General features: G+C 39.8%; 16 protein-coding genes, 7 tRNA genes, 1 rRNA gene and 1 riboswitch. Of the genes, 7 read left to right on the forward strand and 17 right to left on the reverse strand.

Features of this window, described 5'->3' with window-relative positions:
* Positions 1-32 precede the first annotated feature (32 nt).
* The 3 genes from SFC47_RS25110 to SFC47_RS25120 form a co-directional block, all read right to left on the reverse strand.
* Complete coding sequence (locus SFC47_RS25110; protein WP_411257272.1) at positions 33-494, reverse strand: glycine zipper domain-containing protein; 462 nt, start codon at positions 492-494, stop codon at positions 33-35.
* Between the two features lie 482 nt (positions 495-976).
* Entirely contained in the window at positions 977-1,837 is an 861-nt protein-coding gene (locus SFC47_RS25115; RefSeq protein ID WP_411257273.1) for an EamA family transporter, read from the reverse strand.
* Between the two features lie 185 nt (positions 1,838-2,022).
* The gene (locus SFC47_RS25120; RefSeq protein WP_411257274.1) at positions 2,023-2,565 is read right to left on the reverse strand and encodes a YhcN/YlaJ family sporulation lipoprotein; all 543 of its coding nucleotides are present in this window, start codon (positions 2,563-2,565) and stop codon (positions 2,023-2,025) included.
* Between the two features lie 149 nt (positions 2,566-2,714).
* Here SFC47_RS25120 and guaC point away from each other — a divergent pair, with 149 nt between their 5' ends.
* Positions 2,715-3,698 (forward strand): GMP reductase, encoded by a 984-nt coding sequence (gene guaC / locus SFC47_RS25125; RefSeq protein WP_411257275.1) that lies wholly within the window; start codon positions 2,715-2,717, stop codon positions 3,696-3,698.
* A 729-nt stretch (positions 3,699-4,427) separates the two neighbouring features.
* Here the strand turns inward: guaC and SFC47_RS25130 are convergent.
* Both SFC47_RS25130 and SFC47_RS25135 read right to left on the reverse strand, forming a co-directional pair.
* The gene (locus SFC47_RS25130) at positions 4,428-5,279 is read right to left on the reverse strand and encodes an alpha/beta fold hydrolase (protein ID WP_411257276.1); all 852 of its coding nucleotides are present in this window, start codon (positions 5,277-5,279) and stop codon (positions 4,428-4,430) included.
* Between the two features lie 416 nt (positions 5,280-5,695).
* Positions 5,696-6,544 carry a DegV family protein gene (locus SFC47_RS25135; protein WP_411257277.1) on the reverse strand — a complete coding sequence of 283 codons (849 nt, stop codon included), beginning with the start codon at positions 6,542-6,544 and terminating at the stop codon, positions 5,696-5,698.
* Between the two features lie 307 nt (positions 6,545-6,851).
* On the opposite strand from SFC47_RS25135, the gene SFC47_RS25140 reads away from it, so the two are divergent.
* On the forward strand, positions 6,852-7,934 hold the full coding sequence (locus tag SFC47_RS25140) for a branched-chain amino acid aminotransferase (RefSeq protein ID WP_411257278.1): 1,083 nt from the start codon (positions 6,852-6,854) through the stop codon (positions 7,932-7,934).
* A gap of 144 nt (positions 7,935-8,078) precedes the next feature.
* On the forward strand, positions 8,079-8,666 hold the full coding sequence (locus SFC47_RS25145; protein WP_411257279.1) for a M15 family metallopeptidase: 588 nt from the start codon (positions 8,079-8,081) through the stop codon (positions 8,664-8,666).
* Positions 8,667-8,756: 90 nt separating this feature from the next.
* Here SFC47_RS25145 and SFC47_RS25150 read toward each other — a convergent pair whose 3' ends face one another.
* Positions 8,757-9,350, reverse strand: coding sequence for a histidine phosphatase family protein (locus tag SFC47_RS25150; RefSeq protein ID WP_411257280.1), 594 nt, complete (start codon positions 9,348-9,350; stop codon positions 8,757-8,759).
* Between the two features lie 227 nt (positions 9,351-9,577).
* Positions 9,578-9,758, forward strand: a riboswitch (Lysine riboswitch).
* A gap of 135 nt (positions 9,759-9,893) precedes the next feature.
* Here SFC47_RS25150 and dapA point away from each other — a divergent pair.
* From dapA to SFC47_RS25165, 3 genes are all read left to right on the forward strand, one after another.
* Positions 9,894-10,772 (forward strand): 4-hydroxy-tetrahydrodipicolinate synthase, encoded by an 879-nt coding sequence (gene dapA / locus SFC47_RS25155; protein ID WP_411257281.1) that lies wholly within the window; start codon positions 9,894-9,896, stop codon positions 10,770-10,772.
* A 147-nt stretch (positions 10,773-10,919) separates the two neighbouring features.
* On the forward strand, positions 10,920-11,399 hold the full coding sequence (locus SFC47_RS25160) for a DUF2243 domain-containing protein (RefSeq protein ID WP_411257282.1): 480 nt from the start codon (positions 10,920-10,922) through the stop codon (positions 11,397-11,399).
* A complete protein-coding gene (locus SFC47_RS25165) occupies positions 11,400-12,188 on the forward strand; it encodes a cytochrome c oxidase assembly protein (protein WP_411257283.1) in 789 nt (262 codons plus the stop codon).
* A gap of 58 nt (positions 12,189-12,246) precedes the next feature.
* Here the strand turns inward: SFC47_RS25165 and SFC47_RS25170 are convergent, their stop codons facing one another.
* Positions 12,247-13,065 (reverse strand): sugar nucleotide-binding protein, encoded by an 819-nt coding sequence (locus tag SFC47_RS25170; protein WP_411257284.1) that lies wholly within the window; start codon positions 13,063-13,065, stop codon positions 12,247-12,249.
* 166 nt (positions 13,066-13,231) lie between these two features.
* On the opposite strand from SFC47_RS25170, the gene SFC47_RS25175 reads away from it, so the two are divergent.
* Positions 13,232-13,420, forward strand: coding sequence for a hypothetical protein (locus tag SFC47_RS25175; RefSeq protein ID WP_411257285.1), 189 nt, complete (start codon positions 13,232-13,234; stop codon positions 13,418-13,420).
* Positions 13,421-13,504: 84 nt separating this feature from the next.
* On the opposite strand, the gene SFC47_RS25180 is transcribed toward SFC47_RS25175, so the two are convergent.
* From SFC47_RS25180 to rrf, 10 genes are all read right to left on the reverse strand, one after another.
* Positions 13,505-13,975, reverse strand: a complete 471-nt coding sequence (locus tag SFC47_RS25180; RefSeq protein ID WP_411257286.1) for an SRPBCC family protein — start codon at positions 13,973-13,975, stop codon at positions 13,505-13,507.
* Positions 13,976-14,002: 27 nt separating this feature from the next.
* Positions 14,003-14,869 (reverse strand): nitroreductase family protein, encoded by an 867-nt coding sequence (locus tag SFC47_RS25185; protein WP_411257287.1) that lies wholly within the window; start codon positions 14,867-14,869, stop codon positions 14,003-14,005.
* 574 nt (positions 14,870-15,443) lie between these two features.
* Positions 15,444-15,517: transfer RNA gene (locus SFC47_RS25190), tRNA-Ile, on the reverse strand.
* A 6-nt stretch (positions 15,518-15,523) separates the two neighbouring features.
* Positions 15,524-15,597: transfer RNA gene (locus SFC47_RS25195), tRNA-Gly, on the reverse strand.
* 9 nt (positions 15,598-15,606) lie between these two features.
* A tRNA-Gln gene (locus SFC47_RS25200) sits at positions 15,607-15,681 on the reverse strand.
* Positions 15,682-15,692: 11 nt separating this feature from the next.
* Positions 15,693-15,768, reverse strand: a tRNA-His gene (locus tag SFC47_RS25205).
* Between the two features lie 46 nt (positions 15,769-15,814).
* A tRNA-Met gene (locus tag SFC47_RS25210) sits at positions 15,815-15,891 on the reverse strand.
* Between the two features lie 55 nt (positions 15,892-15,946).
* Positions 15,947-16,022, reverse strand: a tRNA-Val gene (locus tag SFC47_RS25215).
* 40 nt (positions 16,023-16,062) lie between these two features.
* A tRNA-Glu gene (locus tag SFC47_RS25220) sits at positions 16,063-16,137 on the reverse strand.
* Between the two features lie 37 nt (positions 16,138-16,174).
* Positions 16,175-16,291 (reverse strand): 5S ribosomal RNA (rrf, locus tag SFC47_RS25225).
* Positions 16,292-16,340 lie beyond the last annotated feature (49 nt).

A 16,340-nucleotide genomic window follows, 5' to 3' on the forward strand; every position in this document is an offset into this window, starting at 1 on the left:
AATAATAACAACAGACATAGACTTTTTAGAAACTAAAATGTCTTTCCCTTTTTTTTCGCATCATCATCCATACCAGCTCCGATTGCTAACCCTATGCACATTCCTATGGGTATTCCTAAGCCAAGATTATCAAATATAGTTAATCCTAAAACAACACCAACGCTTATCCCCAATGACATGAAAAGACCAAGATAGTGTCCCTCTTGAACCAGCCTATGTTTTTTCAGAAGATGAGAAGTGATGTGGGTGATACACTTTTTATATTGCCTCAACTTACTATCATCTAAGCTATCTGTATTCTCTTTTATTTGTACAAGATTATTCTCCAATTCAAGCAAGTGCTGCTGACAATCTGTACAACTGCTTGAAAAGGAACCTAACTTTTCAGCCAACCGTTCACATTTATCTAAACTCAGTTTCTTTATAATTGGTATACTAGCAGTACTCCTAAGCTTAGTTACAAGAGTTTTAACTGAATCTGCTCGATTTTCCAATTATTCAACCTCCTAATGGGAAAATGACTTATGAAATGCAATACGGTTAACAGGTTGTAAAAGTTTCATTTCTGTTTAATGCTTTATGATGACCAGCCTTTAATTTCATGTTTTATTCTTTATACATGAAATTAATAGAGTCTCAACGGTTTTCCGATCTGTGTATGAAAAAATAAACGGAAGAATTCCGGCTAAATTTGGAAATACCCATATTTCCTTATCAATAAAGGGAGTATTTCCGCTTATGTTGTTCAAATCCTTAGATTTCGTCGTATTTTAAGCAGTTAGTCGGAAAAACTCCGCTTATTTCACCTTCTTAAGCCTGCCCTATTTACATTAGCAGGAAATTCTCCTCTTATGAATTCTCATACCTAAACGAAATCGATAAGGGGGCGGAAAATTCGCCATTAAACGCAAAAATAGCAAGGGAATAAACCCTTGCTAAAGTAAACTAAAAGGGAAAAACTCCCCTCCACTTTCTATTACAAAATAAGCAATATCGTCCCTATCGTGATCACAATCCCCCCAATAATCGTGTGCTTAGCCGCTTTTTCTTTTAAGATCGTAAAGCTCAGTACCATCGTGAGAACCACACTAAATTTATCAATCGGGGCAACAACGGAGACTTTCCCCACTGCAAGTGCGGCAAAATAGCATAACCATGATAACCCAGTCGCCACACCAGACAGAATTAAAAAGAGATATCCTTTTTTCGAAATGTCCTTCATTTTCTTATGGGTCCCTTGAAAAAATACAATGGCCCATGCAAAGATAAGAATCACAATGGTTCGCAAAAAAGTAGCCAGATTGGAATCAACATCTTCCATTCCAATCTTCGCCAATATTGAAGTTAAGGCTGCAAAAATGGCAGCTAGAATCGCATACACTATGTACCGCTGCGAACCTGAAAATCGTTTCTTTTCTTCATTCTTCCCAATTAAAATAAACGTTCCCACCGCAATTATTGCTCCTCCAGACAACACCAGGGGCTCTGCTGGCTCTCCTAACACTAGGATGGAGATGATAATAGTAAGGACTACACTGGATTTATCAATCGGAACTACCTTAGAAACATCGCCAATAGCCAATGCTTTAAAGAAAAACAACCATGAAAACCCTGTTGCTAATCCAGAAAATAGAATAAACCATAATGCGCTCGCAGAAATCTGTGGAATATTATCTAGTTGTCCCGTTATAATCACTATCAAAAATGCCATGATTAAAACTACTATGGTCCGAATGGCTGTTGCCAGGTTCGAATTTACATTCTCAATCCCGACTTTTGCTAAAATGGCTGTAATCGAAGCAAATAGAGCCGCTAATAACGCTAAAACAATACTCATCCTGCACCTGCTTTTTTCTATGTTTAATATGGATCACCTTATCACTATTACCATTATGTACGACTAACTTCTCCAATTTCCATTTTTTCATCTTCATTTATTGAAATGTAAAAAAGCTTACTACAAATTCTGTTAGTAAGCCTTTCTTAGATTCAAAGAAATATTTGATTCACAAGCCACCGCTTTTACCTCGCATGATTAGTAAAAACTCTTTGCACCATTTGATTAAATCCACTTGTCATTTCCTCTCTATTTCTTCCATTTTGAATTTGACCCTTATATTGATTCATCTGTCTGAAAAAGTCTTGGTTGCTCGAAATATATACATTTTGAATGGAAGCGTCGGCATCCCTTACTTGGTTTGCAATTTGATCCTCAATAAAAGAACTTAGTTCGCCATGGAAGTCATCATCCATCTCAACTGCTGCATAAGCATTATGGTTTCTTGCGATGATGGTCGCACTCTTCACTTCATGTAAGTTCTCAACATACTCTTCCGCTTCATTTAGTACCCGGAAACCAGTTTTATTCACATGGGGGACATTATTATTCACTTTCGTTAAGTTTAAGTTAGGATTCCCTAAACTATTTCCTATATTTAAACCCCCTGCATTGCGATTCGTAATCTCGCCGTGATCGTCTCCTTCTCTTCCTTCTTCCTTCATATTACAGCCTATAGCTAATACAGAAATGCATAAACAGGTTAAAAGGATTCTCAGTTTCTTCATAAAATTCCTCCTAAAATGAGTTCATGCTTACAATTACCTTTATCCCCTGTTTTTATGTAGAGTCTTGGAGGAATTTTTATAAGAAGAATAAAAAGAATACAATCCAAACACAATAAATCATTGATGAATTTATCCTGAGGAGGAGCACCATGGATAGTGTATTTGATTATGAAGATATACAATTGATTCCTGCAAAAAGTGTTGTGAATAGCCGCAGTGAGTGTGATACAACCGTGTCTTTTGGCGGCAGAACGTTTAAGCTGCCAGTGGTTCCTGCCAATATGCAGACCATTATTGACGAAAAGATTGCGATCTTCTTAGCGGAAAATGGTTATTTTTATATCATGCACCGCTTTGAACCAGAGAGGCGCTTAGATTTCATTAAAGATATGAAATCGCGGGGGTTATTTGCCTCTATTAGTGTTGGCGTCAAGGAGGAAGAATATCGATTTATTCAAGAAGTGGCAGATGAGAATCTATCTCCGGAGTATATCACGATTGATATTGCACACGGCCATTCCAATGCTGTGATTAAGATGATTCAGCATATCAAGCAATATTTGCCTCAGAGCTTTGTGATTGCCGGGAATGTGGGTACTCCGGAGGCCGTTCGAGAATTAGAGCGTGCAGGTGCAGATGCGACAAAGGTCGGGATTGGCCCAGGAAAGGTATGTATCACGAAGATTAAGACTGGATTTGGAACGGGAGGCTGGCAATTAGCCGCTCTCAGGTGGTGTGCAAAAGCCGCAAGTAAACCGATCATTGCGGACGGCGGTATCCGCACCCATGGGGATATTGCGAAATCAATCCGATTCGGGGCATGTATGGTCATGATCGGTTCCTTGTTTGCCGGCCATGAGGAATCGCCGGGAGAAACGATTGAAAGAGATGGCAAGCTCTTTAAAGAGTACTTCGGCTCCGCCTCAGAATACCAAAAAGGTGAACGGAAAAATGTAGAGGGCAAGAAAATGTTAGTGGAACACAAAGGTGCACTGATGGATACGCTGGTTGAAATGGAGCAGGATTTACAATCATCGATTTCGTATGCAGGGGGAAACAAGCTCGAAGCGATCAAGTTTGTTGATTATGTGATTGTGAAGAATTCTATTTTTAATGGGGATAAGGTTTATTAGGTGAATTAAATAAAGAGCAGGATTTATTTATCCTGCTCATCTTTTTGTGTGCGTCGGTTCTTAATGAATTTATGGGGTGTCACGGCCCTGTGAGTGACCGCTTATTCTCTTTTTATAAGAGTTCGGGCTCTCATCGACCTTATGAGTGACCGCTCACGCCACTTTTTTGAGGGTTCGGGCTCTCATCGCCACTTTGAGCGACCACTTCTCCCACTTTTTAAAGAGTTCGGGCTCTCATCGAATCTATGAGCGACCGCTCACGCCACTATTATGAGGTTTCGGGCTCTCATCGACCTTATGAGTGACCGCTTCTCCCACTTTCTGATGAGTTCGGGCTCTCATCGCCACTATGAGCGACCACTTCCGCCACTTTTTTGAGGTTTCGGGCTCTCATCGAATCTATGAGCGACCGCTCACGCCACTATTCTGAGGTTTCGGGCTCTCATCGACCCTATGAGTGACCGCTTCTTTCACTTTTTGAAGAGTTCAGGCTCTCATCGCCACCATGAGTGACCGCTCACGCCACTATTCTGAGGCTTCGGGCTCTCATCGACCTTTTGAGCGACCACTTCTCCCACTTTTTAATGAGTTCGGGCTCTCATCGCCACTTTGAGTGACCGCTCACGCCACTATTCTGAGGCTTCGGGCTCTCATCAACCCCTTGAGTGACCGCTTCCGCTACTTTTTTAAGGGTTCGGGCCCTCATCAGAGCCACATAGTAAAAGAAAGCTAAACCGCTCTAACTTTACTTTTCCGAGTTTTCTCTACCTGTCTGTCCAGCCACGTAATGATATCTCCGATAACCTGCTCTTTGCCTGCTCCATCAAATGGCCGATGCTTGGCTGTAGGGTATTCAAGCATCTGTTTATCTTTGGAAGCCACTTGGTTAAAGAAGGAACCAAGCTTTGTTGGCGGTGTAATTTTATCACGAAGTCCGTATTGTAATAATAATGGGATTCTTAGTAAATGAGCCTGATTGGATACCCTGGAGATTCCATGGATGAGCCCTCGTCCTAAACCAGGTGTAATGGTATTGTGACGCAGGGAGTCTGAATAATATTTGGCAGCATTTGCTGAATTTTTCATCATGACATGTCTGGATTTTTTGATGCTTAAATCCGGCTTCAATTTACCCATTACGGTGATGCCTAACCGCTCAAATCTGTTCACTTCATATGAAACAGCAGGAGCGATTGCAATGATTCCTGCGATGCCTGTACTAAAATCTATCGCATAATCAAGGACAATTAATCCGCCCATACTATGTCCAATCATATATAAAGGCAATCTAGGTTGTTTTTTTGAGACTAGCTTTCGAAACTCATGTAAGTCTCCGCGGTACTCATCCCAACTGTTAATAAATCCTCTTTTTCCTGAGCTTCTTCCATGACCGCGCAAATCAAATGTATAAACGATATATCCTTCTTGAACCAGGCTTTCACTTATATTATATAATCCCCCGCCATGGTCGCCGTGACCATGGACGATTAGAACTGCTGCTTTTGGAGCCGTTAATGGTTCGATCATCTGATAAAAAATTTTCGTTCCATCGACACCAGTAAAAGTCCCTTCTCTTGTCATTCTAGGTTAATCCTCCTGTTGCACCCAATACTTAATGATGTCTAGTATATCACATTACTTTTCATCAATTCTAATGAATTAATTGTTATGTTTACATAATATGGAAGCCGTGTCGGATATCCACTCAAACTAAGGAATTTGTCGAACACTAGCTGAAATACTTTTCATGGCTCTTGAATAAAAATAGTATAAATATACATTTTCACTGGAAAGGGGAATCAGTAATTATGGATGTCTGCATTTCTTGTGGAAAAGAGCTATGTCTCATGGAGAGGAATCGCTGCGAGTGCTGGGATTGCAGGGACACGACAACAGAGGCCTATACAGAGGATGAATAGGCAGTTTTAACACCATGGAGGAAATTCAAAAGGCCGTTTGATCCATTCAAACGGCCATTTTTTCTGCTATTTTGCCAATCATTCATTCACCCATGATAATCCAAGTGTCCCGACACCCGTATGCACACCAGCAACGGTGATCAGCATTAATTTCTCTGTTTCTATGTCTGGAAATGTTTCATTTATTAGTTGTTCAAGTCCGGCCGCCTTTTCTTTGTCATTTGCATGAACAATGGCTACTTTCTGCACCTTTTTTGATTGAAGGTCATCCTTTAAATGATTGACCAGCCAGGCCAGGGCCTTCTTTTCTGTCCGGACTTTATCTTTGATTTTTGCGGCTCCATCCTCAATGGAAAGAATCGGTTTAATATTGAATAACGAAGCTAATATTTTTTGGCTGCCAGACACTCTGCCGCTTTTATGAAGCTGGTCAAGGTTTGATGGAACCAAGAATAATCGAGTGTGCTCGCGCAGTGCGTTTAATTGTGATACAACCTCGTCAATACCGAGTCCCTTTTCAACTAGCTCTACCCCTCTTTTTACAAGGAACGATAAAGGATACGAACCGGTATGGGAATCAATCGCAAATAATTTAAAGCCAGCCATTTCCGCTGCCATCACGGAGGTTTGATAGGTGCCCGTTAATGTGCTGGATGCATGTATGGCGATTCCAAAATCATATTCTTCTTTTAACTTTTCATAAAGTTCAACGATGTCTCCGATATTTGGCTGAGAGGATTGGAACTTCCCTTCCTCGTTTTTCATGCGCTGATAAAAATCTTCTTCGGTAATATCGATGGTTTCTTTATAAAATGTATCGTTAATGACCACATGCAGAGGAATGATATGGATGTGGTGCTGCTTAATAAACTCTTTGCTAAGAGAAGAAGTTGTATCTGTAATCCATGCAATTTTAGGCTTATTCATTTAATCCTCTTCCTTCTAAAAATTCTCTTAATCTATATAGGCGGTAATAAAATAGTAGTATGGTAATGAGATTAAGATTACAAAAAGGAGTACTTTTTCACCAGTTATATTTGTCATATATGACAAAGTTTTTTAGGTCTCACAACGGTAAATGTCACCACTTTGTCAAATCTAAATCAAAATTAACCTGATTTCTTTTAAATAGTGGTATAGTATAGAAAAGTATTTTTACTATTCCAAAAAGATAATTTTTAAAGTAATATAGATGTTAAAAACTAAAACACATAAAGTAGAATGAGGTGTAACCATGAAACAGGAGATTTCATTTATTCCAAGAGAACAATTAAAGGCAAAGCCAGATCCGGGTTCACTTGGATTCGGCAGGTATTTCAGTGATTACATGTTTGCAATGGACTATCATAGTGACTTAGGGTGGTTTGATCCGAGAATTACTCCTTACGAGCCGTTAACGCTTGATCCTTCCGCGATGGTATTTCACTATGGACAAGCAATTTTTGAAGGAATGAAAGCCTATAAAACTCCGGACGGGTCCATCCAATTATTCCGTCCCGAGAAGAATATGAGACGTTTCAATGAATCCTGCGACCGGCTTTGTATTCCTCAAATTGATGAGGAATTCTTATTAGAAGGTATTAAACAATTAATTATCACTGAAAAAGATTGGGTGCCTAGCGGGGAAGGAACTTCGCTTTATATTCGCCCGTTTATTTTTTCAACAGAGCCCTATCTTGGTGTACGTCCAGCTAATCAATATAAACTGTTAGTCATCCTCTCCCCTTCTGGCGCGTATTATGGCAGCCAATTGAGTCCTGTAAAAATATACGTGGAGGAGCAATTTGTCCGTGCTGTCATTGGCGGCGTCGGCCATGTAAAAACTGCAGGTAATTATGCGGCCAGCCTTAAGGCTCAGGAAAAAGCAGATGCAGGCGGCTATGCCCAAATTCTATGGCTTGATGCGAAAGAGAATAAGTATGTAGAAGAAGTCGGCAGTATGAATATCTTCTTCAAAATCAAGGGTGAGGTCGTTACTCCGAAGTTAAACGGAAGCATCCTGCCGGGTGTTACACGTGATTCCGTTATTCAATTGTTGAAGTATTGGAATATTCCTGTACGTGAAGAGAAAATATCGATTGAAGAGGTATTTGCGGCACACAAGCGCGGTGAACTAGAGGAAGTCTTCGGGGCAGGTACCGCTGCAGTTATTTCACCAGTTGGCGAACTAACTTGGAAAGATCAATCGATCGTAATCAATGATAATCAGATTGGCCAGTTATCTCAGGATCTTTATAATGAAATGACGGGTATCCAGCTTGGCAAGAAGGAAGATCCATTTAACTGGACGGTAAAGGTTTCCTCAGTAGAAGTATAATATCTCTATTCACAATGATAAGATCCAGTATACCTGGATCTTTTTTTCTACCTAAAAAATTGAAGGAAATCATATAATTGAAACAATGAGCCTATCTTCCTCGTCTTATATAGTAAAAAGATTTTAAGGCAGAAAGGAAATGTGATGTTGAAACGGAAACGTAAACGGAGAGGGAAACTATTACTCACATTATCTATTGTTTTTATCATTTATTTCATATACAAAAACCCCTTAGGGATCAACTACCTTAATAGATTAAGCATGGATACTTCAGATTTACCAACTGAACTCCATCCCCTTGTAAAGGAACGTAGCAATCAATTAATCCAGGAATCCGCCGCAAAAGGAATCGTCGTCTTAATTACTGATGACTTCCGGAGTGCGGAGGATCAGGATCGGCTGTATGAACAAGGCCGGACAACGGAAGGAAATATTGTCACGCATGCCCGGGGAGGAGAATCCTTTCATAACTTTGGGCTGGCTATCGACTTTGCGATTAAAACCCCTCAAGGAAACGTCATATGGGATATGCAATATGATGGAAATCAAAATGGAGTATCGGATTGGAACGAGGTAGTGGAAATAGCAAAGGTTTTGGGCTTTGAATGGGGCGGTGACTGGGTTCAATTTAAGGATTATCCCCATTTACAAATGAACTTTGGGCTAACACTTGCTGACTTGCAAAATGGTAAACGGCCTGATGAATCAGCCTTAACAGTGGATACGCAGTAATGTTAAAAAGGAAAACTGTTTCGTCATTTTATTAATGATATAAGCATCCCACTAATGAATGGGATGCTCCATATCTAGGAGTTTTGTCTGTTATTCCTTTTCTAAGTGAGTTACGTCATTAGAAAAATGTATAACCCTTCCATTTTCCGTATACTCCAATAAATGAATACCCGTATCATCTGTCTTGAAAAAAATGTTATTCACAAAAGGTAAATCAAGAAAACTATCAATCATTCTCGAAATCATTCCACCATGTGTAACAATTGATATACGTTTATATCTTTTGCTTTCTTTTTTAATGAAAGCAAAGATATGTTCTCCTCTCGCACGAAACTCCATAGCAGATTCCCCGTAATCACCAAATTTCTCATGAGGCTGCAACTCCCAAGGAAACGGCACTTCTTCTTTAGATTGACCTGCTAAGCTTCCATTATCATGTTCACGAAGATCTTCTAAAAATTCAATTGGACACCCAATCTTTTCAGCTAGGATTTCGGCAGTTTTTCTAGCCCTTTTTTGTGTACTTGACCATATATATTCTGGAGGAAACTCCTTCATTACTCTACTTGCCATCCTTGTTGCTTGATACATCCCTTCCTCCGTTAAGGGATAATCAGCACTTCCCTCATGAACATTAAGTAAATCTGCTTCTGATTGACCATGACGAATAAGTAAGATTTGCATAAAGTCACTCCCTTTATAAAAAACCAAGTTAATGTTTTCTATATAGGAAGGAAAAAAACCTTTTTTTAGTATACTTCTTTATTAAGGAAACAAGGAAAAGCTGCAATTCTTCAGTTGTTTTCCTTAGCTCTTCTCATAAACTGCGTGACAGGCACCCTCTTGAACAAAAGTGAATCTTCTGTTATATTACATATAATTAAATATTTTCTTACTTCATTACCTTTTGAAGTGAGGATAGAGGCGCAAAGACCATTAGTATGCAGTCCGAGGATGATGAGGTCCTATGACGATTGGTGAAAGGGGAATTTGCCGAAGCGGATAGAATCTCATTTCTCTAGACCGCTGGTTCTGCTATTGAAGAAATACAGAACTGTCATATAGGAGACTATATGGAGGGCTATCTTACGCAAAGGAACGGTTTTTTATTTTGTTTCTACTGCAGCAGCGGGCCTTCGTCTTCGTTGCTGCTTTTTTGCGTTAACTTTTGACTGACCTCTAGCCACCTCTAATATTTCAAAAAAAATAATATAAAGGGTGAATACGATGAATTTTGGCCAAGTGTTAACAGCTATGGTGACACCATTCGATCAGCATGGTGAGGTTGATTTTAACGCAGTAAGAACATTAGTTAATTATTTAATAGAAAATGGATCTAATGGATTAGTAGTTTCAGGCACAACTGGAGAATCACCTACATTAACAACCGAAGAAAAGGTTGAATTATTTAAGGTGGCAGTTGAAACCGCTGCAGGCAGAGTGCCGATTATCGCTGGTACTGGCTCGAATAATACAAGAGCTTCTATCAGCTTAACAAAGCTCGCGGAAGAAGCAGGCGTGGATGGAATTATGCTCGTTGCGCCTTATTATAATAAGCCTTCACAGGAAGGAATGTATCAGCATTTTAAAGCGATTGCCAAAACCACTTCCTTACCAGTAATGCTTTATAATATTCCGGGACGCAGTGTCGTAAACATGTCAGTCGAGACCGTTGTCAGACTCTCAGAAATTAGTAATATCGTAGCGATAAAAGAAGCCAGCGGAAATCTTGATGCAATGGCAGAAATCATCAGCCAGACTTCAGATGATTTTACTTTGTACAGCGGTGATGACGGGCTAACCATACCGGTCCTATCCATTGGCGGTGCCGGAGTTGTTTCGGTTGCCTCGCATATTATTGGCAATGAAATGCAGGAAATGATCAACCAATTCAAAAATGGGCGTGTTCAGGAAGCTGCTGTATCACATCGGAAACTTCTTCCGATCATGAAAGCTTTATTTGCGGCGCCAAATCCAACACCAGTTAAAGCTGCACTAAATATGCAGGGAGTCCAAGTGGGTGAGGTTCGTCTGCCGATGGTTCCTTTAACTGATGAGGAAAAAAGTGTACTTCAAAAGGTCCTGCCTGCTAGTACTTTGGTTTAGTTAGAACATAAAGATGCCTGTCCCTTATGTGGGGCAGGCTTTTTTTATTAAAGCTCCAAATCTCTTTTAATCCCTATTCCCGTTTGGATTTATTACAGAACGGTTAAACTATTTATAGGAAAAAAGTGGAATAGGGAGAGAACTTCAATGACAACTAGTCACGACTCACGATTGAATTATTTAGGACGTAATCTACTTTCGGGCTGCTTACTTGGTCTTGGTTTTGTTGCTTTTATCGATGAGGCGGTTTTCCATCAGATTTTACATTGGCATCATTTCTACGATAAGTCTTCACCTGATATTGGTCTCGTATCGGACGGGATTTTTCATGCATTTAGTTGGTTTTCAACCATAGGAGGAGCATTTCTTGTCTCTGACCTTCGGCGAAGAAATGCCTGGTGGCCAAAAAGATGGTTTGGAGGTTTTCTATTTGGAGGCGGTGCGTTCCAATTATACGATGGAACCATCCAGCACAAATTAATGCGAATCCACCAGATTCGGTATAATGTGGAGATTGCTCCATACGACTGGGTATGGAATATCCTTGCTGCTCTCATGTTGATAGCAGGGTTAATCCTTCTTTATCGAACAGGCCGGGATTCGAAAGGGATGGAAGGGGCTGTTTAAATGGAACATAACCATGTCCATCATGCAAGCGGGTTAGCGGGTGACCTGCTTTTGGCCCTCCCTTTTGTCCTTGCCGTTATAATTTATATACTACTTGGATGGGTCTCAAACCGACGGCATAAACGCTGGCCAATTTATCGGTATTTATCCTTGTTCTTTGGAGTTCTTTCAGCTTCTATGGCACTAATGGGTCCCATTGCCAAGCTCGCGCATGAAAACTTCATCGCGCATATGGTTGGACATCTTTTACTTGGAATGCTTGCTCCGCTCCTATTTGTTCTTGCTGCTCCCATGACACTTGTAATGCGGACATTAAGTGTTGGGGCAGCTAGAAGACTATCAAGAATATTAAAAAGTTTTCCTGTAAGCATATACTGCCATCCAGTTGCAGCTTCCATCCTTAATATTGGAGGATTATGGGTATTGTACACGACAGAGCTATATTCAGGGATGCAGAGTAACCTCCTTCTGCATATAGTTGTACATGTTCATGTATTCCTAGCAGGTTATCTCTATACGATATCTATCCTATATATTGACCCGGTACCCCATCGGTGTAGCTACACATTTCGCGCTGTTGTGTTAATTCTCTCATTAGCAGCCCATGGAATTATATCAAAATACATTTATGCTCATCCACCTGTTGGTGTACCTAGAGAACAGGCCGAAATGGGAGGAATGGTGATGTACTATGGCGGTGACATGGTCGAATTGGTTTTGATATTCCTGTTTTGCCGACAATGGTATAAAGCAGCTCGGCCGCGAACCGTTTTATCTATCACTCCGTGAAAATAGTGTTGAATGTTAAAAAACCTTTATTGATCGTACTCAATACAGGTTTTTTTCATTAGCCTAATAGGTATGAAATAATCTCTTTATTTGTGGTTTCAAGAGTTTTGGGTATATCATTACGGGTTGACTGCATAGCAAAATAATAGGTTTTGTCGCTTTCTAAGTAATCATTTGAATTTAATAAATTCAAGTCACTGCCTAATTTCACGAAGATATCTTCGTAAAATTGGCTCTGCGTCATGGTATCCACGGAACCTAAATGAAAAATACCTGTAAGCTTATTTTCAATAATGAACGCAAGCTGTCTTGCTAGCTGAACATCTAATAGGTTATTACACATGAGGTTCCTATAAACGTCCATCACTTTATGATTTTTAATATTTTCCAGGGTCATCTTCCATCTTGGTGAATCCTTCCCCCAAATCGCTGGTATACGGATAATCTTTGCTCTGTCCTTAAGGGCTTCTTTTAGCATAATCTCACAGTCCATTTTAAACTTCCCATATTCAGATTCTGCATTGGGATGATCCGATTCGATATGAGGTTTTGAGAAATCGCCATCAAATACATTTGTCGTTGAAAAGAAATAAAGACTGCTTGAGGTATTCATTAGTTCCTCAGCCAACTCTTTATGAAACTTAAGCTGCTGAGAGAATTCACCTCTAAGACAGGAAATGACGATTTCAGGTTTAATACAACGCAGGATTTCCTTCATCTCATGGATTTGGCTTACTTCCAATTGGAACTGTTTATTAGAAGGGAGCTTAGGTTGTGTAGAGGAATACGTACCGTATAGGTCATATACTTCCTTAAATTCCTCGATTAAGGCTCTCCCAACCAGACCGCTCGCCCCCAAAATAAGTACCTTTTTCATCCATACCCCTCATTTCGATTTATAAATTTTATCCATTTTGTCTATTATGGTAATGAAAGAAAGGGTGAAATTATACTGAACCCTTCCCAAATACCTCATGTCCTGCATAAGTTAAGCTATATGTAAATAAGATTAAAATAAGTATCCTAAAAAAGGAGTTGTTTGTATGAGCATCTTTAATAAAATCGCCCTATTTTTTGTGGTTTTATACTCTGTTGTTATTATCTTAAATACTTATTTAGGAGAAACGGAACGGGTACAATCGAATGTTATTTACTTTTTAATGAATGGGTTTGCATATATAGTTTCAGCAATGGATATGGAAAAAAGAAAAGTTGAGCTATCAAAGGGATAATCGATAATGCTAAAATTTAATTAAACGTTTGATTAGTGCTGCTGTAACCGTTAAAAATCCTTTTATACCAAGGCCCCTATCCATTTAATCAAACGTTTGATTAGTTTTTATTTCAGCTATTTCCTTTAATTCTGCTGCACGCGTAGCAATAAAGCTTTTCATGTATCTCTCTAAAAACCATTTATCAATTAAGACCCCGATAAGACCGAAACGTGACTTATACTGAAAATGATCAATCATGGTTGTTCCTTCTTCTTCTTCAGTAAACTGGTGAATATGGATAAAAGACTTGAACGCTCCCTTTACCATGACATCCACAAAACTATAAGGCTTTTCCATAAATATGACTTTTGCCGTCAACCGTTGCTTAATACCAAAATGCACAGCTTCCCAGGTGACACTGTCGCCTTCCTCCAACAGTCCCTTAGTTACACCCCCAACTGCCCTTTCTTTTGTTTTTAAGGTAGTTTGAGTATGAACACCGACATCCCTGGCAAGATCAAAACAAACCCCAATTGGAGCCTTGATAAACTGCTTATGCTCGATAACAGGCATTCTACTTACTCCATTCTGACTTTCAAATTATAAGGTTTCCCAGCTGACGATATACTCCATATGCTCATTTGGGAGAGGAAGTTCTGGGTTTTCTACACTCCAATTTCCTTTAATCTCTAATTCATTACAGGCTAACTCAAATTGACTCATGGCAATTCCCATATCCAAAAGCTGCATATCATATCCTAATTTAGAGCTGTAGTTTGGTGTATGCTCAATATAAAAATGACAAACCTTTTGATCCTGAGTTAATAAAAGCCGCCATGGCTGTTTATTAGATGCGGATGGTCCAAGTCTTACCATCTCGATTGGCACTTCAAGTAATCCTGCTTTTTGTTTATCCAATGGAACATCAAAAGCTGCATCAAAAAATAACTTATCCCAGGACTTTTTATTATCCGCCTTAACAACGTATCGCAGCGCCTTATCAAAAACCCGCTGTTTCTGATTCGGATAGCCGATTGGGGTAATACAGGGTATGAATTCTCCTTCCCCGAGCTTAACTTCCTGTTCAAATGAATTTCGGTTGAATGTTCCTCCCATCCAACAGGTGCCGATTTCTAATTTTGTTAACAAGATCACTAAGTTTTGAAAGGTGTAAGCGAATTCCACAAGTGAGTATTTTTTATTTTCCGCTACTCCAACCAAATAGGCCTGTGGATTTTTAATAAAGCCATAGGTTCCTAACTTTATGCCTTTGTCGCTTACATGGTTCGTTACTTGAATCAGTTTAATACTTCCTTTACTTCCAAATGGACCGATTAAGTTTTCTTCATTATTTATGTATTCATGAATGAGTTGTAGATGTGCAGTTGTTATGTTTTGGGTATCAAATGTTCTGATTGATTGGCGTTTCTTCATCGTTTCTATGGCAGATTGTTTGGAATTCAGCATTGAGATCCTCCCCCCTTTTTATTGTAACCACTCATGCTAGAAAATCCTAGGATAACGTAATGAACACTATACTGTGACGGAAAAAAGTAAAACTCTCCATAGATGCGATAGTTTGTTTATCAGGGAATACAAATACCTTATTTTTAGAAATATAACCTTACTTACTTATGATACGATTTGCCTTAATCCCTTGATTATTAAGAAAAAATTTTTAAAGTTGGGGTATTCCCCTTAGCAGCCAGCAAAAGCAAAATAACCGGAGGTTTTCCGGTTAAATGCTTAAATGAGCTTATTTCTGAGGATTTAAGCGGAGGTTTTCCGTTTATTCAAATTAGAACCCCCTATTTTCACGTTTTTTGGGGCAATAGGCGGAATCTCTCCGTCTATCCAGGTTAATTTCGGTGCTATTTTTTATATAAGCGGAATTTTTCCGTCTATTTATTTGATCTGATGCTAAACCTCTACCCTCAACCAATAAGCTTAAGCCTGGTATGTCAAAGTTAATGAAGTTCCGAAAAATCATAAAAAAAAGACGTATGAAATTCATACGTCTAATTACTCTTTTTAATAATTATGGGCCTAAATGGACTCGAACCATCGACCTCACGCTTATCAGGCGTGCGCTCTAACCAGCTGAGCTATAGGCCCTTAAAATGGAGCGGGTGATGAGAATCGAACTCACAACATCAGCTTGGAAGGCTGAGGTTTTACCACTAAACTACACCCGCAAAAGAAAATGGCTGGGCTAGCTGGATTTGAACCAACGCATGTCGCAGTCAAAGTGCGATGCCTTACCGCTTGGCTATAGCCCAATATTTTGAAATGGGGCGGCTGATGGGAATCGAACCCACGAATGCCTGAACCACAATCAGGTGCGTTAACCACTTCGCCACAACCGCCAAAATTATAAGCTTAAGGTTTAACAAGATAAACCTAGAATGTAATTGGTTGCGGGGACAGGATTTGAACCTGCGACCTTCGGGTTATGAGCCCGACGAGCTACCAGACTGCTCCACCCCGCGACAATAAAAATATTATAATAATGGAAAGCTACTTTCGCTAACCCGAAAAAACTTATGGTGGAGGATGACGGGATCGAACCGCCGACCCTCTGCTTGTAAGGCAGATGCTCTCCCAGCTGAGCTAATCCTCCATTTTGATGGAACGTTATTGTCACTGTCGCGAAAAAACGTTGGTGACCCCTACGGGATTCGAACCCGTGTTACCTCCGTGAAAGGGAGGTGTCTTAACCACTTGACCAAGGGGCCGAAGAAATTTTGAGAAAAAAATAGCCCCGAAGGGTTTGCCTGGCAACGTCCTACTCTCACAGGGACTTTCGTCCCAACTACCATCGGCGCTGAGAAGCTTAACTTCCGTGTTCGGTATGGGAACGGGTGTGACCTTCTCGCCATTATTGCCAGACATTTTTGAGGTTTTCATTCCCTCAAAACTAGATAATTTTAGAAGAAGT

The sequence above is a fragment of the Neobacillus niacini genome (genome assembly GCF_046591715.1).
GTDB classification, from domain to species: Bacteria; Bacillota; Bacilli; order Bacillales; family Cytobacillaceae; genus Neobacillus; species Neobacillus niacini_L.

Bases quoted from the DNA above. Each gene is read 5' to 3' on its own strand.
- SFC47_RS25170 (WP_411257284.1), bottom strand. From the start codon at position 13,065: ATGAAAAAGGTACTTATTTTGGGGGCGAGCGGTCTGGTTGGGAGAGCC.
- dapA (WP_411257281.1), top strand. From the start codon at position 9,894: ATGAATTTTGGCCAAGTGTTAACAGCTATGGTGACACCATTCGATCAG.
- SFC47_RS25115 (WP_411257273.1), bottom strand. From the start codon at position 1,837: ATGAGTATTGTTTTAGCGTTATTAGCGGCTCTATTTGCTTCGATTACA.
- SFC47_RS25160 (WP_411257282.1), top strand. From the start codon at position 10,920: ATGACAACTAGTCACGACTCACGATTGAATTATTTAGGACGTAATCTA.
- SFC47_RS25120 (WP_411257274.1), bottom strand. From the start codon at position 2,565: ATGAAGAAACTGAGAATCCTTTTAACCTGTTTATGCATTTCTGTATTA.
- SFC47_RS25130 (WP_411257276.1), bottom strand. From the start codon at position 5,279: ATGACAAGAGAAGGGACTTTTACTGGTGTCGATGGAACGAAAATTTTT.
- guaC (WP_411257275.1), top strand. From the start codon at position 2,715: ATGGATAGTGTATTTGATTATGAAGATATACAATTGATTCCTGCAAAA.
- SFC47_RS25135 (WP_411257277.1), bottom strand. From the start codon at position 6,544: ATGAATAAGCCTAAAATTGCATGGATTACAGATACAACTTCTTCTCTT.
- SFC47_RS25150 (WP_411257280.1), bottom strand. From the start codon at position 9,350: ATGCAAATCTTACTTATTCGTCATGGTCAATCAGAAGCAGATTTACTT.
- SFC47_RS25175 (WP_411257285.1), top strand. From the start codon at position 13,232: ATGAGCATCTTTAATAAAATCGCCCTATTTTTTGTGGTTTTATACTCT.
- SFC47_RS25165 (WP_411257283.1), top strand. From the start codon at position 11,400: ATGGAACATAACCATGTCCATCATGCAAGCGGGTTAGCGGGTGACCTG.
- SFC47_RS25185 (WP_411257287.1), bottom strand. From the start codon at position 14,869: ATGCTGAATTCCAAACAATCTGCCATAGAAACGATGAAGAAACGCCAA.
- SFC47_RS25180 (WP_411257286.1), bottom strand. From the start codon at position 13,975: ATGCCTGTTATCGAGCATAAGCAGTTTATCAAGGCTCCAATTGGGGTT.
- SFC47_RS25145 (WP_411257279.1), top strand. From the start codon at position 8,079: ATGTTGAAACGGAAACGTAAACGGAGAGGGAAACTATTACTCACATTA.
- SFC47_RS25140 (WP_411257278.1), top strand. From the start codon at position 6,852: ATGAAACAGGAGATTTCATTTATTCCAAGAGAACAATTAAAGGCAAAG.